This window comes from Chryseobacterium takakiae (genome assembly GCF_900129385.1).
In the GTDB taxonomy this organism is placed as follows: Bacteria; Bacteroidota; Bacteroidia; order Flavobacteriales; family Weeksellaceae; genus Chryseobacterium; species Chryseobacterium takakiae.
Genome location: NZ_FQVO01000002.1, coordinates 112,653 through 137,527, shown reverse-complemented (window position 1 = coordinate 137,527; position 24,875 = coordinate 112,653). Strand labels below are relative to the sequence as shown.

Annotated in this window: 30 protein-coding genes and 2 pseudogenes; 8 read left to right on the top strand and 24 right to left on the bottom strand. The window is 34.6% G+C overall.

From position 1 onward, the window contains the following. Positions 1-147 precede the first annotated feature (147 nt). Positions 148-1,902 carry an aspartate--tRNA ligase gene (gene aspS, locus BUA76_RS03700; RefSeq protein WP_072883491.1) on the top strand — a complete coding sequence of 585 codons (1,755 nt, stop codon included), beginning with the start codon at positions 148-150 and terminating at the stop codon, positions 1,900-1,902. A gap of 70 nt (positions 1,903-1,972) precedes the next feature. Further along, the gene (locus BUA76_RS03695; RefSeq protein ID WP_072883490.1) at positions 1,973-3,562 is read left to right on the top strand and encodes a T9SS type A sorting domain-containing protein; all 1,590 of its coding nucleotides are present in this window, start codon (positions 1,973-1,975) and stop codon (positions 3,560-3,562) included. Positions 3,563-3,778: 216 nt separating this feature from the next. On the opposite strand, the gene BUA76_RS03690 is transcribed toward BUA76_RS03695, so the two are convergent. Beyond that, positions 3,779-4,132 carry a hypothetical protein gene (locus BUA76_RS03690; protein WP_072883489.1) on the bottom strand — a complete coding sequence of 118 codons (354 nt, stop codon included), beginning with the start codon at positions 4,130-4,132 and terminating at the stop codon, positions 3,779-3,781. Between the two features lie 486 nt (positions 4,133-4,618). Here BUA76_RS03690 and ku point away from each other — a divergent pair, with 486 nt between their 5' ends. The 4 genes from ku (at position 4,619) to BUA76_RS03665 (ending at position 8,512) form a co-directional block, all read left to right on the top strand. Beyond that, positions 4,619-5,404: a non-homologous end joining protein Ku gene (gene ku, locus BUA76_RS03680; RefSeq protein WP_072883487.1), complete on the top strand. Its 786-nt coding sequence runs from the start codon at positions 4,619-4,621 to the stop codon at positions 5,402-5,404. Continuing rightward, complete coding sequence (locus BUA76_RS03675) at positions 5,404-6,006, top strand: DNA polymerase ligase N-terminal domain-containing protein (protein ID WP_072883486.1); 603 nt, start codon at positions 5,404-5,406, stop codon at positions 6,004-6,006. Before ku ends, BUA76_RS03675 begins: the two co-directional genes overlap by 1 nt. Before the next feature lie 77 nt (positions 6,007-6,083). Then, positions 6,084-7,964, top strand: a complete 1,881-nt coding sequence (ligD, locus tag BUA76_RS03670; RefSeq protein WP_072883485.1) for a DNA ligase D — start codon at positions 6,084-6,086, stop codon at positions 7,962-7,964. A gap of 29 nt (positions 7,965-7,993) precedes the next feature. Beyond that, positions 7,994-8,512, top strand: a complete 519-nt coding sequence (locus tag BUA76_RS03665; protein WP_072883484.1) for a hypothetical protein — start codon at positions 7,994-7,996, stop codon at positions 8,510-8,512. Here BUA76_RS03665 and BUA76_RS03660 read toward each other — a convergent pair. The 4 genes from BUA76_RS03660 to BUA76_RS03645 all read right to left on the bottom strand — a co-directional run bounded on the left by BUA76_RS03660 (position 8,509) and on the right by BUA76_RS03645 (position 11,299). Next, entirely contained in the window at positions 8,509-9,240 is a 732-nt protein-coding gene (locus BUA76_RS03660; protein WP_072883483.1) for an SDR family NAD(P)-dependent oxidoreductase, read from the bottom strand. The genes BUA76_RS03665 and BUA76_RS03660 overlap by 4 nt on opposite strands. A 260-nt stretch (positions 9,241-9,500) precedes the next feature. After that, positions 9,501-9,872, bottom strand: coding sequence for a preprotein translocase subunit YajC (yajC, locus tag BUA76_RS03655; protein ID WP_072883482.1), 372 nt, complete (start codon positions 9,870-9,872; stop codon positions 9,501-9,503). Positions 9,873-9,876: 4 nt separating this feature from the next. Then, positions 9,877-10,383 (bottom strand): DUF1573 domain-containing protein, encoded by a 507-nt coding sequence (locus BUA76_RS03650; RefSeq protein WP_072883481.1) that lies wholly within the window; start codon positions 10,381-10,383, stop codon positions 9,877-9,879. A 10-nt stretch (positions 10,384-10,393) separates the two neighbouring features. After that, complete coding sequence (locus tag BUA76_RS03645) at positions 10,394-11,299, bottom strand: transcription antitermination protein NusB (protein ID WP_072883480.1); 906 nt, start codon at positions 11,297-11,299, stop codon at positions 10,394-10,396. Between the two features lie 90 nt (positions 11,300-11,389). Here BUA76_RS03645 and BUA76_RS03640 point away from each other — a divergent pair, with 90 nt between their 5' ends. Further along, entirely contained in the window at positions 11,390-13,051 is a 1,662-nt protein-coding gene (locus BUA76_RS03640; protein ID WP_072883479.1) for an ABC transporter ATP-binding protein, read from the top strand. 99 nt (positions 13,052-13,150) lie between these two features. Further along, complete coding sequence (locus BUA76_RS03635) at positions 13,151-13,486, top strand: DUF3276 family protein (RefSeq protein WP_029295477.1); 336 nt, start codon at positions 13,151-13,153, stop codon at positions 13,484-13,486. A gap of 446 nt (positions 13,487-13,932) precedes the next feature. Here BUA76_RS03635 and BUA76_RS03630 read toward each other — a convergent pair whose 3' ends face one another. The 19 genes and pseudogenes from BUA76_RS03630 to BUA76_RS19020 all read right to left on the bottom strand — a co-directional run bounded on the left by BUA76_RS03630 (position 13,933) and on the right by BUA76_RS19020 (position 24,869). Next, entirely contained in the window at positions 13,933-14,439 is a 507-nt protein-coding gene (locus BUA76_RS03630) for a hypothetical protein (RefSeq protein WP_143149855.1), read from the bottom strand. A 206-nt stretch (positions 14,440-14,645) separates the two neighbouring features. After that, positions 14,646-14,837, bottom strand: coding sequence for a hypothetical protein (locus tag BUA76_RS03625; RefSeq protein ID WP_072883477.1), 192 nt, complete (start codon positions 14,835-14,837; stop codon positions 14,646-14,648). A 540-nt stretch (positions 14,838-15,377) separates the two neighbouring features. After that, positions 15,378-15,722 (bottom strand): hypothetical protein, encoded by a 345-nt coding sequence (locus BUA76_RS03620; protein WP_072883476.1) that lies wholly within the window; start codon positions 15,720-15,722, stop codon positions 15,378-15,380. Between the two features lie 102 nt (positions 15,723-15,824). Then, positions 15,825-16,413: pseudogene (locus BUA76_RS03615) on the bottom strand (REP-associated tyrosine transposase). Between the two features lie 120 nt (positions 16,414-16,533). Next, positions 16,534-16,866: a hypothetical protein gene (locus BUA76_RS03610; RefSeq protein WP_143149854.1), complete on the bottom strand. Its 333-nt coding sequence runs from the start codon at positions 16,864-16,866 to the stop codon at positions 16,534-16,536. A 3-nt stretch (positions 16,867-16,869) separates the two neighbouring features. Next, a complete protein-coding gene (locus tag BUA76_RS03605) occupies positions 16,870-17,454 on the bottom strand; it encodes a hypothetical protein (protein WP_072883474.1) in 585 nt (194 codons plus the stop codon). Further along, complete coding sequence (locus BUA76_RS03600; RefSeq protein ID WP_072883473.1) at positions 17,409-17,975, bottom strand: RHS repeat domain-containing protein; 567 nt, start codon at positions 17,973-17,975, stop codon at positions 17,409-17,411. The genes BUA76_RS03605 and BUA76_RS03600 overlap by 46 nt, the downstream gene beginning before the upstream one ends. Positions 17,976-18,088: 113 nt before the next feature. After that, entirely contained in the window at positions 18,089-18,475 is a 387-nt protein-coding gene (locus tag BUA76_RS03595) for an Imm7 family immunity protein (protein ID WP_072883472.1), read from the bottom strand. A 2-nt stretch (positions 18,476-18,477) separates the two neighbouring features. Further along, positions 18,478-19,200: a restriction endonuclease fold toxin gene (locus BUA76_RS03590; RefSeq protein WP_143149853.1), complete on the bottom strand. Its 723-nt coding sequence runs from the start codon at positions 19,198-19,200 to the stop codon at positions 18,478-18,480. 33 nt (positions 19,201-19,233) lie between these two features. Further along, positions 19,234-19,443 (bottom strand): annotated as a pseudogene (locus BUA76_RS19060) (RHS repeat-associated core domain-containing protein); the annotation flags it as partial. Between the two features lie 18 nt (positions 19,444-19,461). After that, positions 19,462-19,614, bottom strand: a complete 153-nt coding sequence (locus BUA76_RS19360; RefSeq protein WP_228408456.1) for a hypothetical protein — start codon at positions 19,612-19,614, stop codon at positions 19,462-19,464. A 196-nt stretch (positions 19,615-19,810) separates the two neighbouring features. Next, the gene (locus BUA76_RS03585) at positions 19,811-20,062 is read right to left on the bottom strand and encodes a hypothetical protein (RefSeq protein WP_143149852.1); all 252 of its coding nucleotides are present in this window, start codon (positions 20,060-20,062) and stop codon (positions 19,811-19,813) included. Positions 20,063-20,066: 4 nt separating this feature from the next. Beyond that, positions 20,067-21,368 (bottom strand): Hint domain-containing protein, encoded by a 1,302-nt coding sequence (locus tag BUA76_RS03580; RefSeq protein WP_083573151.1) that lies wholly within the window; start codon positions 21,366-21,368, stop codon positions 20,067-20,069. A gap of 29 nt (positions 21,369-21,397) precedes the next feature. Next, entirely contained in the window at positions 21,398-21,544 is a 147-nt protein-coding gene (locus BUA76_RS19355; protein ID WP_228408455.1) for a hypothetical protein, read from the bottom strand. Positions 21,545-21,703: 159 nt separating this feature from the next. Beyond that, positions 21,704-22,045, bottom strand: a complete 342-nt coding sequence (locus BUA76_RS03575; protein WP_072883468.1) for a hypothetical protein — start codon at positions 22,043-22,045, stop codon at positions 21,704-21,706. Next, complete coding sequence (locus tag BUA76_RS03570) at positions 22,045-22,551, bottom strand: polymorphic toxin-type HINT domain-containing protein (RefSeq protein WP_228408461.1); 507 nt, start codon at positions 22,549-22,551, stop codon at positions 22,045-22,047. Before BUA76_RS03570 ends, BUA76_RS03575 begins: the two co-directional genes overlap by 1 nt. Positions 22,552-22,598: 47 nt before the next feature. Next, entirely contained in the window at positions 22,599-23,354 is a 756-nt protein-coding gene (locus BUA76_RS03565) for an RHS repeat-associated core domain-containing protein (RefSeq protein WP_083573149.1), read from the bottom strand. A gap of 198 nt (positions 23,355-23,552) precedes the next feature. Continuing rightward, positions 23,553-23,882 (bottom strand): hypothetical protein, encoded by a 330-nt coding sequence (locus tag BUA76_RS19055; RefSeq protein ID WP_143149851.1) that lies wholly within the window; start codon positions 23,880-23,882, stop codon positions 23,553-23,555. Between the two features lie 6 nt (positions 23,883-23,888). After that, complete coding sequence (locus tag BUA76_RS19020) at positions 23,889-24,869, bottom strand: RHS repeat-associated core domain-containing protein (protein ID WP_143149850.1); 981 nt, start codon at positions 24,867-24,869, stop codon at positions 23,889-23,891. Positions 24,870-24,875: the final 6 nt, after the last annotated feature.

Sequence of the window (24,875 nt, the reverse complement as noted above, 5' to 3'; positions counted from 1 at the left end):
TTTTTGTTTTTAAAACCTCCAAAAATCATATCTTTGCACACGGAAAATTCAATGTTCTGCTATTCATGTTTTAAGCTTGATCTTCAAAACTTTAAATGCTGAACGAAGAACACTGAACTTTAAATCTTGAACTTTAAACAAATAATTATGTTTCGATCGCACAACAACGGAGAATTGTCTCTCAAAAATCTTAATGAAGAAGTTACACTTTCAGGATGGGTACAGACCATTCGTGATAAAGGATTTATGATTTGGATAGATCTTCGTGATCGTTACGGAATTACCCAATTGGTTTTTGACCAGGACCGTTCTACTGCCGAACTGATGGAAAATGCAAAAAAACTGGGCCGTGAGTTTGTGATTCAGGTTACAGGAAAAGTTATTGAAAGAGTAAGTAAAAACCCAAATATTCCGACAGGAGAAATTGAAATTCTTGTTGAAAGATTAACGGTTCTTAATGAATCCCAGCTTCCGCCTTTCACTATTGAAGACGAAACAGATGGCGGCGAAGAATTAAGAATGAAATACCGCTATCTTGACATCCGAAGAAATCCTGTAAAAGATAAATTAATCTTCCGTCACAAAATGGCGCAGAAAGTAAGAAATTATCTTTCCGATAACGGATTTATTGAAGTGGAAACACCGGTTTTAATTAAATCTACACCGGAAGGAGCAAGAGATTTTGTGGTGCCCAGCAGAATGAATCCGGGCCAGTTTTACGCTTTGCCGCAGTCTCCACAGACTTTCAAACAACTGTTGATGGTGGGCGGAATGGATAAATATTTCCAGATTGTAAAATGTTTCCGTGATGAAGATTTAAGAGCCGACCGACAGCCGGAATTTACACAGATCGATTGTGAAATGGCTTTCGTGGAACAGGAAGATGTGATGAATGTTTTCGAAGGAATGACGAAAACTTTATTAAAAGATATCACAGGTCAGGAATTCGGAGACTTCCCGAGAATGACATTTGCCGATGCGATGCAGAAATACGGAAACGACAAACCGGATATCCGTTTCGGGATGGAATTCGTGGAACTGAATGATTTGGTAAAAGGAAAAGAGTTCAAAATTTTTGATGATGCCGAACTGGTTGTCGGAATCAATGTTGAAGGCTGTGCAGATTATACCAGAAAGCAGATTGATGAACTTGTTGATTGGGTAAAAAGGCCTCAAATCGGAGCTTCAGGAATGGTTTGGGTGAAATTCCAGAATGATGGTGTAAAAACTTCTTCAGTGAATAAATTCTACAACGAAGAAGACTTAGCAAAAATCATTGAGAAGTTCGGAGCAAAAGAAGGCGATTTAATGTTGATTCTTTCCGGAAACGAGCATAAGGTGAGAACCCAGCTTTCTGCCTTGAGAATGGAACTTGGAAATCGCTTAGGATTAAGAAAAGGTGACGTTTTTGCCCCACTTTGGGTTGTTGACTTCCCGCTATTGGAATTTGACGAAGAAAGCGGACGCTATCACGCCATGCACCACCCTTTCACCTCTCCAAAGCCGGAAGATATTCATTTACTAGAAACTGATCCGGGAAAAGCAAGAGCCAATGCCTACGATATGGTTTTGAACGGAAACGAAATCGGCGGAGGTTCCATCAGAATTTTTGATAAAGATCTTCAGTCTAAAATGTTTGATCTATTAGGATTCTCAAAAGAAGAAGCAGAAGCACAGTTCGGATTCTTAATGAACGCCTTCAAATACGGTGCTCCGCCTCACGGTGGGTTGGCTTTCGGGTTTGACAGGCTAGTAGCTATTCTTGACGGAAATGAGGTGATCAGAGACTACATCGCTTTTCCTAAAAATAACTCCGGACGTGATGTAATGATTGATGCACCGGCTGCTATTGCTGATGAACAGCTAGATGAACTGGAATTAAAATTGAATTTAAAAGCATAAAAAAAAGCAGAGAAAAATTTCTCTGCTTTTTTGTTTTAGGCTTATCTTTATAGTCATAAAATTAATTATCATGAAAAAAATTTCTATCCTTTTATTATTAATTTGTGTATATCATTTTGCACAAACTATTACCCCCACATCTGGTGTGGTGTATGTGAAAAAAGGCTCAGCAGGTAACGGAAGTTCATGGAGTAATGCGGTTGGAGAATTAGCAGACGCTCTTAAAGCGGCCAAAACAAACCAGAACATACAAGAGGTATGGGTATCAAAAGGAACTTACAAGCCGATGTATAGTCCCGAAGATAACAATTTTGGGATTGCATATGGTACACGGAATGGTTTTTTAATGGTGAACAATGTCAAAGTTTACGGTGGCTTTCCTGATAGTGGTACTCCCACAATGAATGATCGTAATTTTTTAACTAATGAAACTATTCTTAGCGGAGATTTGGATAATAATGGGATTACTAATATCAATGATGCCCAACACATCGTTTTATCCGTTGGAAATGTTGGCACGGCCCTGTTGGATGGTTTTACAATAACACATGGCAAGAGTATTAATACCGCTATCAATATAACTATAAATTCAAATAATATTACATCCGGCACAATCTATTCTAGTGGCGGTGGTATTTTTATTTATAACTCCTCTGTTAGTTTAAACAACCTGATCTTGACAAATAATGCCGCCCAATCCGGAGGTGGCATATTTACTCAAAACTCATCTTCGGTAATCAATAATACCAAAATTTCAAATAATACAGTTGCGAGCCTCGGAGGAGCAATACTTGCCGTTTACTCATCAAATATTCTTAAAAATGTTTCCATTAGCAATAATATAGCCGATGCCAGTGGAGGCGGGATCTTCAACAACAATTCTTATACTACAGCAATCAATACTGTTATTCAAAACAACTCTGCGCCTTATGGAGGAGGGGTTTATAATCATTCTTCACAACCTACTTTCGTTAATGTACTTATTGCAAACAATTCTGCAACGTCTGCTGGAGGAGGTATATATAATAACTTAGGGGGGAATTATTACAATACAACATTAATCAATAATGGTAATAATGGAATTTATGATTCCGGAACTTCAAAATGGTACAATTCTATTATTTGGGATTTTGTCAATGGAAGCAACTATACTACAGCTACAACGATCGTTAGAGATGTTCCTTCAAAAAGTGTTATTAATATTACCCAATTAGGCATTTCAATAAATGACATTTTTAATAATCCCAGTGCAAATGATTTTACTTTAAAGAGCAATAGTCAGGCAATCAATCTGGGAAACAATGAATATTTTGATACAGCTATCTATGGCAATTCAGATCTGGCAGGACATAATCGTATCGTGAATGCAAGAATTGATCTGGGTGCTTATGAATTTCAACAAACATTAGCCACTCATGAAACTGATGTTATAGAAAAAAAACTTCTATATCCAATTCCATTCAATGAAGTTATTAACATAAATTCTCCAGCTAATATACAACGCTTGGAGCTTTATAATATGGCAGGTCAAATGATCTTAATTAAAAAAGATCAACCTTCTAAAACTACTATTTCAACATCAGAACTTCCAACAGGAATGTATATTTTAAAAATTACTACCAGGTTAGGAACAAAATCAATTAAAATCAATAAGATTTAGCAATAATTAATGCAATAGTGCTTATGGCAAAATTGAATTTGGAGTACAAAATAAAAAAGCAGAGATATCTCTGCTTTTTTATTTATTATTCTCTGAATTTCTGCTTATAATCCTCAATAACAAGGAATAAACACCTTTGTTCAAACTTCTAACATCAATTTTAAATTGTTTTCTTTTGTACTTATAGGTAACGTTAAAACCAATCTTCCAGTTACATCATAAATCTTTAAGAGCAATATTTAAGTATTCCGCAGTAGGATTGGGATAAACTTTTATCTCTTTATATTTCGTAACATTGTTGTCTACATTTAGAGTTATGCTATTTGTAAAAACTCTCGATATGATAGGTTTAGTGCCTGGAAAATAAGACATACCAAATAGCAAAACTTTACCATTATCTTGAAAGATAGCACATCTTGCAACATCATCTCTGTTATTTATATTAACTACAGCTGTTCCACCATCTCCGCCTGTAGAAGTAATTTTTTTTAACCATTGATCATAATTATTATTTATTCCTGGAGCAATAATAGATCCTGAAAGCCCCACATATAAATTACTATCATACATATTAAAAGTATTATCTATAGAACCATCTGCATTTAGCCTACGTAAAAACTCGCATTTATTGCTCCATTTTGTAAAGCATACACTCCTACAGCTAGAATCTTATTATCATTTGTTATCGCACCAGTATTAAAATAATAGCCATATAAATTGGCAAGATAAAATGTACTTTCTATATAAATACCATTATTTGCAAAAGTATTATCCAAAGTCGGTTGTGCCGATATTAAATTAATATTAATAATATTCAAAAAAAGTTAAGTAATATAAAATTATTCTCATTTATTCTTGTTTTTTATGCAAAAAAACTAAAAATTCTAAAAATAACTGTATTATTACTGATTTGATTATTAAAGAATGAGCATTATCAAAAGAACTTAATAGATCCAAAACATTTCTTACTATTTAATATTTAAATCTAAATACCACATTCAATAAATATTTTCCTCACGGCACAATCATTGTACATTTTATTCAAATTTACGTACAATGAAAGCAATCTGGAACGGCGCCATTGGCTTTGGCTTAGTAAATATTCCTGTTAAAATTTATTCGGCAACAGAAACCACCAAACTGGATCTGGACATGCTTGATAAATCCGATTTTTCAAATATCCGTTTTAAGAGGGTTAATGAGACCACGGGAAAAGAAGTAAAATGGGAAAACATTGTGAAAGGATATCTTATGGACGATAAATACATCATTCTTGATGAAGAAGACTATGAAGCGGCAAGTCCTGAAAAATCCAAAATATTGTCAATAGATCAGTTTGTAAAAGAATCTGAGGTAGATTCCGTGTATTTTGAAAATCCATATTATCTGGAGCCTCAGAAAAATGGTGAAAATGCTTACAGACTTCTTTTAAAAGCATTAGCCAAAACAGAAATGGTGGGAATAGGAACTTTTGTGCTTCGTGAAAGTGAAGCGATTGGAATGATCCGTCCCTATAAAGATGATGTATTGGTTCTTAACCGTCTTCGATTTGCACAGGAAATCAGGGATTACAGCGATCTTAAAATCCCTGCCAAGAAGCCGCCGAAATCGGCAGAGCTTAAAATGGCAGTCAGCCTTATAGAACAGCTTTCACAGGAATTTGACCCTGAGATGTACAAAGACACGTATTCTGAATCGTTAATGAAAATTATCAAGCAGAAAGCAAAAGGTAAAAATATTAAAGCGAAAAAAGCTGAACCTGCAAAAGAAGGTAAAGTTATTGACCTTATGGCTCAGCTGAAAGCAAGTTTACAAAGTCCAAAATCTAAAAATGCATCATAATGGCCTTAAAAGATTACAATGCAAAGAGAAAGTTTAATGAAACCACTGAACCGGAAGGAAAAACAAAAAAAAGTAAAGACAAACTGATTTTTGTGATTCAGCGACATGCCGCCTCAAGGCTTCACTATGATTTCAGGCTCGAAATGGAGGGTGTGCTAAAAAGCTGGGCTGTTCCGAAAGGTCCTTCTCTTGATCCTAAAGATAAACGGCTCGCCATGATGGTGGAGGATCATCCTTATGATTATAAAGATTTTGAAGGAAACATTCCGGAAGGCAATTATGGTGCAGGACAAGTAGAAATATGGGACAGCGGAACCTATGAACCCCTGGATAACAATTCAAAGCTTTCTGATGAAAAAGAACTACTGAAAGAGCTTCACGCCGGTTCTTTAAAATTTATCCTTCACGGGAAAAAGCTAAAAGGTGAGTTTGCTTTGGTGAAAATGAAAAATACCGAAGAAAATTCATGGCTGCTCATCAAACATAAAGATGATTTTGCAGAAAGCGATTACGATGCTGAAGAAAATACCGCCAAAAACTCACAAGTCACCAAATTTTTAGAGGAAAAAAAAAGCCCAAACGTCAGCAAAAAAAAGTCTTAAAAGAAGAAGTAAAACCACGGTTTCAGCGGTTCAATTCTTTAGTTGACGAAAAAAAACTTGAGAATTTTATTAAACCCATGCTTGCCAAACCGCATCCTGACGCATTTGATGATGAAGACTGGGTTTTCGAAATTAAATGGGACGGATATCGCGCCATTGCTGATCTTAGTGATAAACCTCTCTTCTACTCCCGAAACGGAATCTCCTTCTTATCAAAATTTGAAAAAGTTACTCAAGATTTTAGCCTTCAGAAGCACAAAATGATTCTGGATGGTGAAATTGTCGCATACGATGAAAACGGCAGGCCGAATTTCCAGTTGCTTCAGCAAATTGGAGACAATCCGGATCTTGCGCTGGTGTATCAGGTTTTTGATATTCTTTGGCTGAACGGTCATTCTACGGAAGAGCTTCCGTTGATTCAACGTAAGGAACTCCTTAAAGAAGCGTTGGCTGAGACGGATGTCATCAAATATTGTGATCATATTGAGGAAAAAGGCATTTCCTTTTTTAACCAGATGAAAAAAATGAAGCTGGAAGGGATGATTGCCAAAAAAGCAGACAGCGTTTACACCGAAAACCACCGTACTTCCGACTGGCTTAAAATAAAATTCACCAACACCGAAGAAGCCATTATCTGCGGATTCACAGAGCCCCGCGGTTCGAGAGAAGGTTTCGGTGCCCTGATCCTGGGAAAATACATTGACGGCAAATTGATTTATTCAGGTCATACCGGGACAGGATTTAACCGCGAATCTATTATGGAACTTCATGAAAGATTAAAAAAGATCGTCGTGAAAAAGTCGCCATTTGAAACCAGACCTAAAACCAATATGCCCGTAACCTGGACCGAACCGGAACTGGTATGCGAAATAAAATATTCGGAAATTACAAAAGACGGTATTTTCCGGCATCCGGTTTTCGTGGCACTGCGCGAAGATAAAGAAGCTGAAGAGGTAAAAAACACAGCCGGAGAAAAAGATGAAGCAACCCAAAATCCAAAAGTTATGAAAGCTACAGCCCCTAAAAAAACACGTCCTTCCGAGAACGAAAAGGAAATAACATTAAACAGGCACAAGGTAAAGCTTACCAACCAGGATAAAGTCTATTTTCCTAAAGATGATGTAACGAAAGGCGATGTCATAGAATATTACCAGTCCGTTGCAGACTATATTTTACCACACCTTAAAAACCGGCCGCTTTCCCTGAACCGTTTTCCGAACGGTATTGAAGAGCAGAATTTTTATCAGAAAGATGCCAGTGACAATACTCCGGACTGGGTAAAGACAACGCAGGTTTATTCAGAATCCAACGATAAATATATTGATTACATTTACTGCAACGACAAAGCAACACTTGCTTATCTTAATAATCTGGGATGTATCGACATGAATCCATGGAATTCTTCCCTGCCCGACCTTGATCATCCCGACTTTCTTGTGCTGGATCTGGATCCATCCAAGAAGAATACGTTTGACGATGTTATCGAAACAGCCTTGCAGGTGAATGAGGTTTTAAATGCCGTTAAGATCAAAGGCTACTGTAAAACTTCAGGAAGCACCGGAATCCACGTGTATATCCCGATGGGCGGAAAGTACGATTTTGATCAGGTGAAAGATTTTGCGCATATTCTGATGAAGCAGGTTCATGAAAAGCTTCCGGAAATTACAACGCTGGAAAGAAGCCTTCAGAAAAGAGATAACAGTAAAATTTACCTGGATTATCTGCAAAACAGAACCGGGCAGACTTTAGCCAGCGCCTACAGCATCAGACCAAAAGAAGGCGCTTCCGTTTCCATGCCGCTGGATTGGAGCGAAGTAAAAAAAGGCATGAAACCTACCGACTTTAATATTCATAATGCTTTGGAAAGAATTAAAGAAAAAGGAGATTTGTTTAAACCGGTTTTAGGAAAAGGAATTGATATGATGAAGGCTTTGGAATTGTTGCAGGATATGGAGTAATTTTGATACTTTTGTGCAAATAATCATACATGAAAGTTATCGTTGATTTTAACGAAAAGATCACAAGAAGACAACTTGAAAGATACTTCAACTATTCCTGGAAAAAAAAATTGCCCTCACTTTTAAAGAATTTTGTGTTTATCATTATATTTTTAATGATAATTGATAGTATTTTTAAAGTTGATAGCAGGGTTGATTTAAAATTTCTCGGATATTTTGTAATAGCTTATTTTGCAATTTATTTTTTTATCTTTTGCTATAATAAGATAAATTATAATTCTAGAATAAATCAATACATTGATGAGATTAAAAAGTTTGATTCTACTATTGAATTGTTTTTAGATGAACAATCTTTTTATATCAAATGTAAACAATATGACATTAGAGCTATTTGGGAAAAAGTTACCTACACTATTTCTGGTAAAACGCTTTTAATCTTTATTGATTTCGGGACACCCTTTACTTTTTTGCTAGATGAGGAAGAAACTAATCAATATCATGATGTTTTGGCTTTTTTAAAGGTAAAGTCTAAATTAAAAAATAACTAAGGTAACTTAGCCACCAGACTTTCCGGCAACAGCTTCAGAATATGATAAATGATTTTCCATTTGAAATTCGGGACAATGGTAAAAGAATGCCCTGCATTCACGATGAATTTTGCAACGTAATCAGGCTGCATGATCAGGTTTTTATTCAAAGCTAAACCCTGATTGATTTTCGTATCAATATAACCGATCACCAAAGCATTAACAATAACATTTCTTTGTTTTAATTCCTGTCTTAAGCCGGCAAGATAGGTGGTAAAAGCTGCTTTGGTACTGCCATATACAAAATTACTTTTCCGCCCGCGGACTCCTGAGAGGGATGATAATCCGATAATTCTTTCTAAATTTTTATTGCTTTCATCTGTGGCAATAACATTTAAAATTGAAACCGCTCCCATATAGTTTACCCGCATCATCTGCTCTGCACTATGGAAATCTAACAGCGCTTTTTTATTTTCAACTAAAAAGCCAGCTGCATACACAACAATATGAGGCTTTACGGGAAGGTCATCATAAAATTTCCGGTGGGAATCAAAATCCGTCGCATCGAAAAATAAAACTGCAACCTTTGCATGGAAACTATTTTCCGAGACAAATTCTTCCAGTGATTTTGTATTCCGGGATGCTGCCATTACAGAAAATCCTTTTTGAAAGTAATGTTTAATACTTTCTTTGGCAACATCGGAATTCCCTCCTAAGATGAGAACCGTTTTATTTGTGTTTTTATTCATGTAGCAAAGATATTTTTTAAACGCGAATTTCACGAATGTTTTCACAAATAAACACAATTCTAAATGCTTTCTGGTCATTTTGACGAAGGAGAAATTTATAGTCTGGTTTAAATTTTATAGATTCTTCACTACGCTTCGCTTCGTTCAGAATGACAGCCTTTGTACATCATCTTTGAAAAAAAGCTTCTATAAAAAAGTTTCGGCGGGGTGAGCTTCGCTCACCCCGCCGAAACGAAGTATCTTTTTAAAACCGGAAAGATTTATTTCTTATCAGTTTCTATTTCCTTTTTGTCTTCTGCTTTTTCTGCAGCTTTAGCTTTATCTCCAAAACGGGCTTCCGTAAATTCTCTGGAAACAGCCGCTTTTTCAAATTTTAACTTTCCCGATAATGTTTCGATCACAAAACCATCATCCTGAACCTGCGCAATCCTCCCGTGAAGACCGGATGTAAGAACTACTCTGGTTCCTACCTTAAGCGTTTCCTGGAAATTCTTCTCTTGCTTTTGTTTTCTCATTTGCGGTCTTATCATTAAAAAATAAAAACCGACAAACATCACCCCCATCATAATCAGCATCATGTTAGAGTTTCCCCCCGGAGCCGGAGCCTGTAAAAAAATTGATAATAAATTCATGATATTAAGGTTGAATATTCGCGGTGAATGTTAATTTGATAGGCGCTTTTTCTACATTGGCAAAAACATCCGCATATTTGTTTACGTTTCCGTCAAAGTTGGTAGAATCAAAATGCAAGGTAATTTTCCCTTTCTTACCCGGCATAATCGGTTCTTTGGTAAAATCCGGAGCGGTACATCCGCATCCCGGTTTTACTTCTGATATTACCAGAGGATTAGTTCCTGTATTTGTAATTTCATATATGTGTTCTACTTTATCCCCTTTTTTTATTTTTCCGAAATCGAAGTTGCTTTCAGAAAGAGCGATTGTAGTTAATGGCTGGTTGGATACAGGAGCCGGAGCTGCCGTTTCAGGAGTTGCTGTCACCCCTGCAGAGTCTGCCGGAGCAGTTCTGTGAATATCCGGTCTTTCGGTAAGAAGTTTTTCCTGACTTTCTTTGTTTTCCTTCTTACAAGAAACAAATCCAAAACCGATTACTGATAAAGCGATAATTGATAACGTCTTTTTCATATTGAAATATTTATATTCTATTTAAATCTTTACAGTATTTATCCAAAATTCCGTTAATGAAAATATTGGAGCGATCTGTGGCAAATACTTTGGCAATCTCGATATATTCATTAATGATAACTCTTGAAGGGGTAAAAGGAAAATTATCAAGTTCCGTAAGCGCTGTAGACAGGATTACTTTATCCATGAGTGAAACCCTTTCCAGATCCCAGTTTTCCAGTCTTTCTTCCAGTTTCTTCTCGTTATTCTCCCAGCTGTCCAGTGTATTTCTTAAAAGTTTGATGGCAAAAGTTTTATCTTCATCATCTTTAATCATTTTAATCAAGGTTCTGCTTTCTTCATCTTCCTTTAAAAACCCGATTGTTTTCTGAACCATAGAATTGGCAATGTGGATATCATCATACCAGGAAAGTTCCTTATCTCCCAGATAATCATGAAAATCATCGTTTTCAGCGATATATCGTAAAAATAATTTACCGATAAACTTCTGATCTTCTTCAAAAGAATAAGATTCTTCCTTCATAAAATCCTGATATCTTTTTCCGGCAGTAATTCTCTGGAACGTTTTTACCAGAAGATCGTCATGCAAATCCCACTTAAGCTGCTTGTGCTGGCCTGTAAAGAATAACCGTTCCGGGTTTTCTTCCAGCTTAAGCAAAACCTTATTGTTGATGAATTTTTGGTTAGGATTAATATCAGCATCGGTTTTAATAAATTTATTTTTACCGATCTCGATCTGGTTTTCCGCCAGTTCTTTCAGTCCTACCAGAAAATTCAATTCGTAGATATAGAGATGGTAAATCTTCTCTATTCCGGTAAACATGTTTTTCTCTAATACATCAAACTTCACAGGATTCTGGTAATATGAATACACAGTCTGTACTACTTTTTCACGGATTTGTCGTCTTCCTAACATTCAAAGAGCTTTTTATGGGCGCAAAGATACGAAATTTAAAATTTATCGGATTCGTAGTATGATGACATTTTCGTAAATTTGTAAAAGTTTATGAAAGCTTTAAAAACTCTGAACCCTTACTTCTGGAAACACAAAATATTATTATTTTGGGGGGTATTATTTATCATTGCCAGTAATTTCTTTAATATCTATAAAGTTCAGTTCGTAGGAAAATCGGTGGACGAGCTTACCCGCAACGGAAATCTTGGCTTCAACAGGCAGGTGTTGATTTATGTTGCCATTATTGTAGGATGCTCTCTTCTCACAGGCTTTTTTACCTTTATGATGCGGCAAACGATTATTGTTGCTTCCAGAAGAATTGAGTACGAACTGAAAAACAAAATCTACAGACACTATCAGGATTTGTCATTAACCGATTATAAGCAGACCACCATCGGAGATCTTATGAACAGGCTGAGTGAAGATGTTGTAGCGGTAAGAATGTACCTTGGCCCCGGCGTGATGTACGTTGCCAACTTACTGGTTCTTGTCATCATCACTGCAATTTATATGCTGAAGACGGATGTGTCCATGACGCTTTGGACCTTGCTTCCCCTACCGCTTCTTTCATATGCTATTTATAAGGTAAGTTCCATTATCAATAAAAAATCGAAAATCATGCAGAAAAGCCAGTCGGCCATCTCCACTTTTGTGCAGGACAGTTTTTCGGGAATCCGTGTTGTGAAATTTTTCGCCCGTGAAAAATATATTGAAAAGAACTACGGCATAAAAGTGACGGACTATCAGGATAAAGCATTGGATCTTGCCAAAACGGAAGCCTACTTCTTCACCATCATCCTTTTTGTGATCGGTCTTTTGAATGTTGCCATTATCTGGATCGGCGGACAGAAATATATTGCAGGAGAACTAAGCATCGGTAAGATTGCAGATTTCTTTATGTACATCAATACGCTGATATTTCCTTTCTCTATGGTAGGCTGGGTAACTTCGGTAAACCAGAGAGCTGAAGCATCCATGCAGAGAATTAATGAATTTATGGATAAGAAATCGGAAATCGTAAACCGTAATTTTGAAAATTATCCCATTAAAGGAGATATTGAATTCCGAAATGTATCTTATGTTTATCCAAACACCAGAATTAAAGCCCTTGAAAATCTCAGTTTCACAGTGAAAGCCGGAGAATCTTTAGCCATTATGGGGAAAACCGGTAGCGGAAAATCAACGATAGCTTTGTTACTCTGCAGGCTTATTGACCCCACAGAAGGGGAAATTTTAATTGACGGAAAAAATCTAAAAGAGCATAACTTAAATAATTACAGAAAACTCATTGGATATATTCCGCAGGAGAGTTATCTTTTCTCTGATTCTATTGAAAATAATATTGGTTTTGCCATAGATCATCCTACCCATGAAAAAGTAGTGGAATATGCAAAAATTGCGGACGTTGATAAAAATATTGTAGGGTTTAAAGATCAATACAAAACTATGGTAGGTGAGCGCGGCGTGATGCTTTCGGGAGGTCAGAAACAAAGAATCTGTATTGCAAGAGCACTGATTAAGGATCCGAGCATCATTATTTTTGATGATTCCCTGTCAGCTTTGGATACTGAAACCGAACAGAACATCCTTGAAAATATTGAAAGAAAAATTCATAATGCAACTTCTATAATCATCACACACAGAGAGTCTAGCGCACAAAGTGCAGATAAAATTCTTAATCTGACTGAAATTAACAATTCCGTAACTGCATAGCCCATTCTTTCACAAATGTTAAATAAATCATAAAAAAAATTTTGTGATTAAAAGAAAACTTTTATATTTGTTCTTAACAAGATTAAAAAATATCTAACAATGAGTGAATACAAGGAACGCCATGAAAATGAAATTTTCACGAAGGTGTTAAAAGCAGGGAGAAGAACTTATTTCTTTGATGTGCGCGAGACGAAAGCAGGAGATTATTATCTTACGATTACCGAAAGTAAAAAAAACTTCGGGGAGAATGGAGAAGCTACATTCGAGAAGCATAAAATTTATCTTTATAAAGAGGATTTTAAAAGTTTTCAGGAGATGTTTAATGAGTCCACAGATTTCATCATTAACGAGAAGGGTGAGGATGTAATATCAGAAAAGCATGACAAAGACTTCAAAAGCAGAACCTACACTATTGATTCTGACGACGAAGTTTAAAATACCAACAACATCAAAAAACACAAGCATCTGGAAAAAGATGCTTTTTTTGTGACTGGAAATTACTGACTCAATATAATATCTATATTCAATACTTCTTCCAATCATCGCAATAATTTCCTGCAGAACTGTATTCCTATTTCTAAAACTTCCAAAAAGCGAAACATCAAATGAGCATGGCTTTGCATAATGCAATACTCAAGATTCCCATTCCTTTATTTTTCTGCAATACACTAAGGTATTGATCATAATATCAAAGTATTCTATTCTTGTATACAGGTTTAACCAAATACCGTGGCAAAAGTTATAAATATGTTCATTCTTCTTTCTAAATTGATATTTCTTGCTCATCTTGTTTATATAAAAAAAGTAAGGCATTTACCTTACTTTTTATTGGCACGAGCGGGACGATCGCGCCAGCGTGGGATTGCAAATCCGACATAAGGTCACAAAAAATCTTTCATTTTTACCCGGTTCCCCCATCCATTTTTTTGATCAATAGTCAAACTAAAAATGTGATTTATTTGAGGAAGTTCTATCTGATTTCTCTTCATAATTAAGATAATATCTTCTAAATAATTTAATGTTAATTCCGACTTAAATTGTCCATATAAATTATTAATTCCAATATATAATAAATTATCTATTAAGGTTAGACATTCATTATTTAAACCTGTATAGTATTCTAAAAGCTCAATATAATAATTATACTCTATTATCTCATAATATCCTGAATCATAAGTATTATTGAGTATTATGGTTGGTAAAACTTCTTCAATATTCTCATGCCAAAATTCTAAAGTATTTGAACTAACAAACTCTTCTATATCTTTTTCTAATCTTACAGGTAAGCGGGGAAGATCTTTATTCTTTAAAAATTCTAATAAACATTTATACCCATATATATATCTACCATTTATAGATATGTTATTAAAAAAAATAGTTTCCATCATTCGCTTGTTGGTTTCTTACTTTTAAATGTTTGTAAACAATTTTTAAATCTTGTAAATCTATATATTTTCCATTCTCTAACTTCATCGTATGCATATCTTTTAGGTTTTCCATTTTGCACCAGCATTTAAAGCTTTGTTGAAGGCATCACATTCGGCGCAATTAAATGTGGACCATTCTTCTAAACTCTGTTTTGGCACTTGTAATTTTAATACTGGGTTTGCGTCATCCATTGACTTATAGTTCTATTGGTACCGTAAAATACTTCTCCTGTTTCTGAATCTATAACAGCAGAAATAACATAAGGTTTTTTACCTGAAGATGATAAAATATTTTCTACTTTATCTAACAAAGCTCTTCTGGCAACACCTATACTATTAACTGATAAAGCTTTTGACAATCCAAATAGAATTCCCCAAGAAGATGCAAATCAGATAAGTGACTGGGATGGAACAAATAGATTTCCTTTTACTCAACATTACTTGCATACGCAAGATATATAATTACTACCTTCCAACAACAAAAACTTTGCAGATTGCAAAGTTTTTGTTGATATTATAGGCACGGATTACAAATCTGCGCTATCGGGAGTTTTCTTTTATTTATGGCTCAAAGTTGCAAACTTTGCGCAGCTGGGGTAATAAAAGAACTGCTGCCCAGATGATCCGAATGATAATAATTTACATCTTTCTCCTGATTAGCACCATACGAAAAATACACAACTTTCTAAAACGCTAGCCCAAAAGTTAGCGTTTTATTTTATTTACGGCTCAAAGTTGGGAGACTTTGCGCAGCGGGGGCATCCTGTTCCTTCACATTACTTGAAGATATAATTACTACTCCAAAACAAAAAACCTTGCGTGCTGGAAAGTTTTTTTGCTACTACAAGCACAGATTACAAATCCGCGTTATTGGTTTACAAATCTGAGATATCGGACTCTCACATACTATTAAAAAAATCCTCAGCGAAAAATGAGTCATCGAAATCTTCCAAATTCCTAATCTCAACACCAAAACTTATACCCTCCTCATCAGCGTAGTTAAATCCAAAACAAAGAACTTTTCCATTTGACAGAATTATATATGACCATTCGCCATCAGTAACTGCTAGTTTAATTTTCGCTTCAATATCCTCATAAAATAATTTATATCTATGTATGTTTATTTTTCTTTCAACATTAATTCCGCCTATCCTAATACTGTAAAAGCCCTTATTAGTTTGAATTATATACCAATCATCTTCATTTAAAGGTTCATATAATTTCATAAAATATTCATTTGTCATAATATTATTTTTTTGCTGGTAGTGAATATTTTCCAATAATAAAGTCCTACATCAGAGTAAGTATCAAGCATCCAATTCATAAAAGGAGATCTTCCATTTAAACTACCTCTGCTGGCGCGAGCGTCTCGCTCGTGTCTTATCACAAATTACATCTATTTTTAAAACTTCTTCAAAATCGTTGCAATAATTTCTTGCACTGCTGTATTTCCATTCCTAAGGTTCGGTAACAAAACCACTTTCTACTGGATTTTGATGAATATAGTCTAATTTTTGTTCGAATATCTTCAAAGACCATATCTCAATAGGTTTGTTATTTTGTTGCCATAACTGATAATTTGTGACATTTAAACTTCGTTCTCCTGCCTTTTTCATCATCCATAAAAGCCACTCTTTCCGGCTTTCTTGGTTGTTTTCCTGTATAGCTTTGATAAGTTTCCTGGAAGTAAATCCTTTGAAATCCCGGATCAGCTCAGAAGGTTTTCCTTCTGCTGACCGAAAGATTAAATGGATGTGGCTTGGCATTATACAATACCCGAAAATAATCATCCCTTTATTTTTTCTACAATAGTCTAACGCATCAATCACAATATCAAAATACTCTATTCTCGTAAAAAAGATCTATCCAAAAAACCGTAGCAAAACTTATAAAATAAGCTCCTTCTTTCTCTCTGAATTTATATTTCCTACTCATTTTATAAATATAAAAAAGTAAAGCAAAAGCCTTACTTTTTGTTTTGATTACTTTTTTCTTGGCACGAGCGGGACGCTCGCGCCAGTTTAGGGGGCCAGCTTAGGGGCTATAGCAGGGAAATTATCTGTTAATATCTAAAAATTTAATTCCCATAATAGAAGTTGCTATTCTTATTTCAATTTTTGATTCATTATCCCATTTTAATAATTCCTGTATTGTCAAATCATTTAGATAAAAATTTGTAATTAGTACTTCATCCCCATCGAAATTTTTTCCTTCAAAAAAATTAAAAAATTTATTTTCATATGCTTCTTTTAACGCTTCCGAAAATGACTGCAATAAATCTTCTTTTGATCTTCTATATTTACAATAATCATAGTAGCATTCCCATAGATAGTAATAGTCATCTAAAATACTATCAAGTATTAATATTATGTCTTCTTTATATTTCATTTTCTAATATAATGCTTTGTTACCAGATAATGGAATAACCGTTTTTTTACCTTTTAAACTTGCCTCCATATATGGTCCTCTTTTTTCAGGTATTGATCTTGTTGGACCGCCAGACATTATTCTAATTTGCTCACCTCTATTACCATTTGTATACCTCATACCATCAGAATACACTCTATTAGGATTTGTAGCAACTCCAGTCCATCCGTTTTCTTCTAACCAATTTGCAACAGAAGATGAGTTTGCTCCTCTAAATGAATTTAAGTCATCAAGTGTAAACTTTTTGGCCAACATTTCGTCATAATATCTAGCTGAGGAATTTACTCCTTTCGGTCCAGCACCAACACTTTGAGGCATTCCTCCTTCTACAGCAACCATAGCAGCTACTTCTCCAGCAGTTCCTAAGATACCCCAATTGTTTTCAGCCTCCCTTATTGCTTTAATAGTCCCATATTGAACGCCTTTGTGATTTAATTTCATATTACTAATCACCTTCTTATAAAGACCTTCATATGTAGGACTATGCCATCCTTTCACTAAAGCTAGACCATTGTAAAATTGGTTAATTTCATTCTGCATATCTGCCATTGTCTTAATGTCATATTATGCTTGGCTGCATAATTCATCATTAAGCCATTCATCAATTTTTCTGCTCCTGAATTACCTTTAACAACTCCACCTCCAACGCTATTAAGACCTGCTGCTGCAATTCTAATAGCTGCTGTTCTCATATAAGCAGGTAACGGATCCATTCCATCAGGATCAATGTAATTAATAGGGTTGTTTCCACAATACACATAAGGACTCCAACTCGGATACTTCTCCGCTAGCGGATCAACATTCAACCAAAGAGAAACTCTCGGGTTATAATATCTCGCACCATAGTAATAATATCCTGTCTCGGCATCCTGCTCCTTACCATTAAATTTATATTGACTGTTTAAGCCATCCTTATTATGGTTTTCTACAAAAATTTCTCCACTTGGGAAATACTCCATATTCTGGGTTACTTCGCCATCTAATCCGGTAATAAAAGAACTGCTGCCCAGATGATCCGGATGGAACCAATATGTATCTTTCTCCTGATTAGCAACATACGAAAAACACACAATTTTCTAAAAACGCTAGCCCGAAAGCTAACGTTTTATTTTATTTACGGCTCAAAGTAACAGACTTTGCGCAGTGGGGACTTTTCAGTTATGAGGGACATTATACTATCAGTTTAATCTTCAATAAATTCTGAACATGGACTTAACAATGTGTCTTCTAATAGTTCGATTCCTTTTTTTGACATTCTTAATACTGAGAATTTATCAAAGTCTTCATTTTCCTGATTCCGCAAAAATAAAAGCCCATAAGATGCTGGTAAAATTTCTTTTACATAGTTTAACAGCGATTTTAAATCTTCTAAAAATCCATTTTCGTGATTTAAATTCCCCACCATTAATAATTCATAGCTCTCATTAGAATTGATAATTTGACTAAACTGTGCTATATTTTTATGGATATTAATACGTTTAGACAATATTGCTACACCATCTTTGAGTTTTGAAAAATCTTCTTCATAGCCATCAAAAGCTAATACAATCCACCCTCTGTATTCAAACATAATTAATACTTTATTTTAAGTTTAACATTATATCTTTTAGAATAATCCCCTAATTTATTTATTACTTCCTGTGCAGGTTTAGAATCAAATTTATAATACACTCCTCTTCCTGTTGCTTGTGCATCCTCAAATGTTGCTTTAGCTTGATTTCTAAAACTCTTTCCAAAAGAATTTGTGAGGCCCGGTTTATGTTGTCCTATCCATTCTGATGAAATAGCATCATATTCTCTATTTGAATATCTAAATCGTGCCTGAGCTTTACCCCCTATTTCTTTTGCCAGAGCATGTGCGCCTGCATCGTATTTCATATTAGTAGGCATTACATCATAATTACTCGGTCTTGTTGCCATTGCACCCATTAACACGGCACCACAATTACAACTCAATTCTTGTATTGCCGCAATATTATCCCTTATTTCACTTAATGTAGGCGGTGTCTTTCCTATTTTATAAGTCTTCCCTTGATAAACGGAAGTTTTATTAAATCGTACATGATGTGTTTCATTAAAATAATTCCAATCAATTGCATTTGCATAAATTGCCATCTGTTTATGAGTAGAAAATACTAATTCATCAAAACCAACCGAAAGTATATGAAAGTTTGCAGCTCCTGGATTAGGTAAATCGACTGACCCAAAGAAAGTATGAATTGTCCAAGAATCAGGAGTTGTTTTTCTAACAAACCTCAATGATCCACCTTGTAGTATATTATAATAATTCCACATTGGCCCTGGACTAGGCTCCCTTCCATCAGGATCTATTAAATTAATAGGACTATTAAATGTATAAACATACGGACTCCAGCTCGGATACTTCTCCGCTAGCGGATCAACATTCAACCAAAGAGAAACTCTAGGGTTATAATATCTCGCACCATAGTAATAATACCCTGTCTCGGCATCGTACTCCTTACCATTAAGCTTGTATTGGCTATTTAAGCTATTCTTATTATGGTTTTGCCTCCACAGGGTCGGCGAACCACTTCGTTAGGTTTCTACAAAGATTTCTCCACTTGGGAAGTACTCCATATTCTGGGTTACTTCGCCATCTAATCCGGTAATGAAAGAACTGCTGCCCAGATGATCCGGATGATAATAATTTACATCTTTCTCCTGATTACCAGCATACGAAAAATACACACCTTTCTAAAAACGCTAGCCCGAAAGTTAGCGTTTTATTGTATTTACGGCTCAAAATCGGGAGACTTTGTGCAGCGGGGTACTTTACGCTAATTGCATACACAAGATATATACAATTACTACTTTCCAAGAATAAAACTTTGCAGATTGCAAAGTTTTTTTGCTATTATAGGGATACAAATCCTCGACATTGGGATTATTCTTTTCTCATTATTGAGGATAAAAGTTTTAAAAACTCATCTATATTCATATTAAAAACACCTATGTCATCATATGAAACATCATCTGAAATTAAAATATCACCCCCTTTTTTTTCAAAAGTAAATCTATTAAGATTAACTGTGGTACACCTCTCATCTTTAATAGTGTTGAATAGATTCTCAAGTGTTAATATATCATAACTTGACAAATCATCAAACAATTCTTTAATAAAAAAAACATTTTCCATAACATTATTTCGGATATGCTGTTCTAACATTAAAATTACTATCCAAATGTATCATTATTTTGGACGTCGTATTACCATTCACATCTTTTCCTATTACTTTTCCAGTATCATATAAAATATCCATATAACCATTTGGCTTTATGATTAAGTCTGTTCGTGAATTGGCATTTTTTATTGAATTGAGAATTAGTTCCTTTATTTCTAACTTTGACAAATTAGGGCTGAACTTACTAACACCACTAAATGCAGTATCAAATCCGTGACGCAACCAAATATGATCTAATGCCTTTGTTGCAGTTGAGTGAGCTCTATATAAAAATTCTCTACCAAATTTTCCATTAAAACAAAGATTATGTACTAAAATTTGATTTCTTGAAACATAGTAATTATGATTATTTTGTACTTCAAAATTATATACCTTTAATGGGGAATTTATAAACCGTATTTTATCAATTTTGATTAATTCGTTTTTTATTGAAGTAATATAATCACCTTCTTTTAAATATTCTGCATTTATCCAAGTTCCTTTTGCATAGAAAGGATGTTTAGGTGTACATTGTATTTTTAAACTCCCTGTTGTAATTTCAACAATACTTTCTGTTGTATTTCTAAATAATTCTGACACAAATTCTAATTCAGTTTTGCCAGTATCTTCATTATAAGACCATACTTTATCTCCTATTTTAATATCCTCAATTGGAATTAGTCCTTTTTCTGTGGATACCAGTGTACCTTTTGTAAAACATAAACTTTCTAAAATTTGTCTCGCTCCTGTAGTTCCTGTTCTAGAGATTACTGCTCCTAATCCTTTCATAAACCAAAGTCCAGTTAACTCTCCGGCAGCTGTACCAACAAACTCATGCATTTCATTATCTAATACAGGGTTATAATCTTTATGCTCTACAAAAAAATCATCATCTCCACCAAGTATTGAATTAATTTTATTGCCAATCCATGCAAAACCATCATGTGTGTACTTATGATATTTTTTTCCATTAATAGTAATAATATGACTAAGAGCTTCCTTTTCTGTCATACCTGGAGGTATAGACATTCCTTTCCTAGGGTTAGTGACATTTGACTGTTTACCATTCGGGTCTATATAAATAATAGGATTCTGATAGCAATAAATATATGGATTTAAATTTCCTGAATTATACACTCCCCCATTATGCTCACCATCAATATAATGCTCACTATTATAGAACGGATTGTAGTCAGCCAACGGATCCACATTCAGCCAAAGAGAAACTCTAGGATTGTAGTATCTCGCTCCGTAGTAGTAATATCCTGTTTCGCCATCCATTTCCTTACCATTAAACTTATACTGGCTGTTTAAGCTATTCTTATAAGGTTTTCTACAAAAATTTCTCCACTTGGAAAATACTCCATATTCTGGGTTACTTCGCCATCTAATCCGGTAATGAAAGAACTGCTGCCCAGATGATCCGGATGGAACCAATAGATTTCCTCTTCCTTCACATTACTTGCATACGAAGATACACAATTTCCGTTATATTCTGCATTTTACACAAAACCTAACTCCCATTGAAGTTGGTTTTTTATTTATCTTAGCACGAACGGAACGCTCTCGCCAGCTGAGATGGGCAAGCTTTTCGCAGCTGGGAGGAACATTACCATTTAATCCCACAAATTTAAATAATACTTTGCAAATAATTGCAACCCTTCCTCTTGCTTCTTTTGAATTTCTTCAAAATTCATTTCATTTTGAGGCTCTAATATGCTTTTAAAAGAAAATAATATTTTTTTTAATATTTTCTCCCATTCTCTATTTATAATAAATATTTCCTCATCAGAATATTCTCTATCTTTGGCTATAACAAAAGGTAATTCAATATCTCTAATCCACAATGGAATAGAAACAATATTATTATTTTCAACCTCATTTATATATGATTCTAATCTTGGAACAATAAAATTTGCTATTGAGATTTTTAAATCCCATTTTTCCCAGTCTTTCATTATTTAATAATTTTAGTATAATCATGTCCTATAACTGCACCAACGATTTCTACCTGTTCTGACGTTTCCTTGAAAATAATACGACCTGCTCCTCTTCCACTACCTGTACCTGCTAAATCAATAGCTTTATATCCTTTTAGTTCTCCACCAAGATTATGTACATTTTTTCCAGCCTTGCCACTCGCAAGTTGTTCTATTACATTATCAAAAGTTTTAACTGCATTTTTACCCCAAGTTTTTTCAATAGTCTTTTCTAAAGATCCAGGGTGTAATACTGTTTTCCATTCGCAACTATTATGTACTAAAACTTTACTTTCTGAAATGTAATAGTTATGATTATCCTCTACTTCAAAGTTATAAACTTTTACATTTTGATCTACCTCTCTCAAAGCACTTATCTTAATAGTGCCTCCGTTATAAAGAGTAAGATTAGTGCCTACCCTAAGGTTTTTGGCTTCAACCCACTCTCCATTAATATAAAAAGGATGATTTAATGTGCATTGTATTTTTATATCCCCTAATAATATCTCTAAAATTTGAGATGCATTTTTTTCTATAATGGAAGAAACTCTTTTAAGTTCATTTTAGTACTAATATTATATGACCAAACATTATCTCCAATCTTAATTTTTTGAATAGGCAGATTTCCTTTTTCTGTAGATACCAAGGTACCCTCTACGAAACAAAATTTTAGAACTACTTGACCAGATTCTCTAAGAACAGTACGAGAAAGTAATTGTCCTCCAAATTTTAAAATATATAGTCCTGTTACTTCTCCTGCTGCAGTATTGACGGTTTCGTGAATCATATGATCTTCAACAGGGTCATAATTTTTATGTTCTACAAAAAAATCATCATCTCCACCAAGTATTGAATTAATTTTATTGCCAATCCATGCAAAACCATCATGTGTGTACTTATGATATTTTTTTCCATTAATAGTAATAATATGACTAAGAGCTTCCTTTTCTGTCATACCTGGAGGTATAGACATTCCTTTCCTAGGGTTAGTTACATTTGACTGTTTACCATTCGGGTCTATATAAATAATAGGACTTTGATAACAATAAATATATGGATTATTATTTCCAGAATTATACACTCCACCATTATGCTCTCCATCAATATAATGCTCACTATTATAGAAAGGATTATAGTCAGCCAACGGGTCCACATTCAACCAAAGAGAAACTCTAGGATTATAATATCTCGCACCATAATAGTAATACCCTGTCTCGGCATCCTGCTCTTTGCCATTAAACTTGTACTGGCTGTTTAAGCCATCCTTATTATGGTTTTGCCTCCACAGGGTCGGCGAACCACTTCGTTAGGTTTCTACAAAGATTTCTCCACTTGGGAAGTACTCCATATTCTGGGTTACTTCACCATCTAATCCAGTAATAAAAGAACTGCTGCCTAGATGATCCGGATGGAACCAATATGTATCTTTCTCCTGATTACCACAGAAAAATACACAATTTTACTAAAAACGCTAACCTTTTTACTGTTAGCGTTTTTCTTTATTTACTCGGCACGGGCGGGGGGGGGCATCAGGAATTAAATTTTGCAACATCCCAAACATTTGGGATTTACATAATAAAATGATTATAAAATACCCTATAATTAATCCGACTTCCACATATATTAATAATCGATTTTTTTTTATTGATAATATTAATCCTAAATCAATAATAAAAAAAAGAAAAGCTAATAATAAAAATACTACAATGAAAAATGCTTGAATGAAAAATGCATTACCATATGTAAAAAAATACAGAAAAATAATATGAACTGGTATAAGAAAAATTTTAAACGGTGTAAGTTTTAATAGTTTCATAAATAATCATTTTTTTAATGGTACTGTCCATATATATATTTGATAAGTATTTGTTAGTTTATTATCGCCTCCTGCTGTCCTCGGTTTAGAAATGCCACCAAAAATATTATCTAATCCTGAACCAAGCGATAGTCTATTATAAACTCCTACAGTCACCGTTTTATAATCAGAGTTTACTCTAACTGACATACCATATGAACCAACTGCACTCATAGGATTATTCATTAAATCGGAATCAAAAGCAGGTCCAACGCCACCTCTAATACCTCTATATATAGCACCTAGTAACTGACCAAATTCTTTTCCGTGTCCAAAGATACTTCCGTTGTCGTGCCATAATTCTTCGGTTTCACCAATATGATAACCTCCATTATCATTTAACTTTCCTAATAGAGTTTTAAGATTTGCTTTGACAGATTCCAAATTTTTAATTTGTTCTAAAGCTCCACCAGAATTTATTATCGCATTTTCTGGTCCAGTACCTGCAAGATAATCAACAATTATATCACGTGTATTCTTGTAATTTTTTACAACGCCTTCAGAATTATTTTTATTCCAAATTTTAAGAGTAAAATTTGTTTCGTTGGCTATTGAAGGCGCAGGAATATATAGAAACTGTGTATCTGTTGTCTGACGCATTCCTCTAGTTCCATTATCATACATTTTACCATCTCTCTTATTGATATATTCACCTCCTATCGATCTAACAAAATCACCTGTGCTGTCAATCCAACTATTTCCTCTATATCCTAATGGTGGATAAGCAGCTCTTCCATCTGGGTCAGTAAAAACTATTGGGTTATTGTTCCCATAAGTATAAGGTTGCATTGTCTTCTCCGCTAGTGGATCTACATTCAGCCAAAGAGAAACTCTCGGGTTATAATATCTCGCACCATAGTAATAATACCCTGTCTCGGCATCCTGCTCTTTGCCATTAAACTTGTATTGGCTGTTTAAGCCATCCTTATTATGGTTTTGCCTCCACAGAGTCGG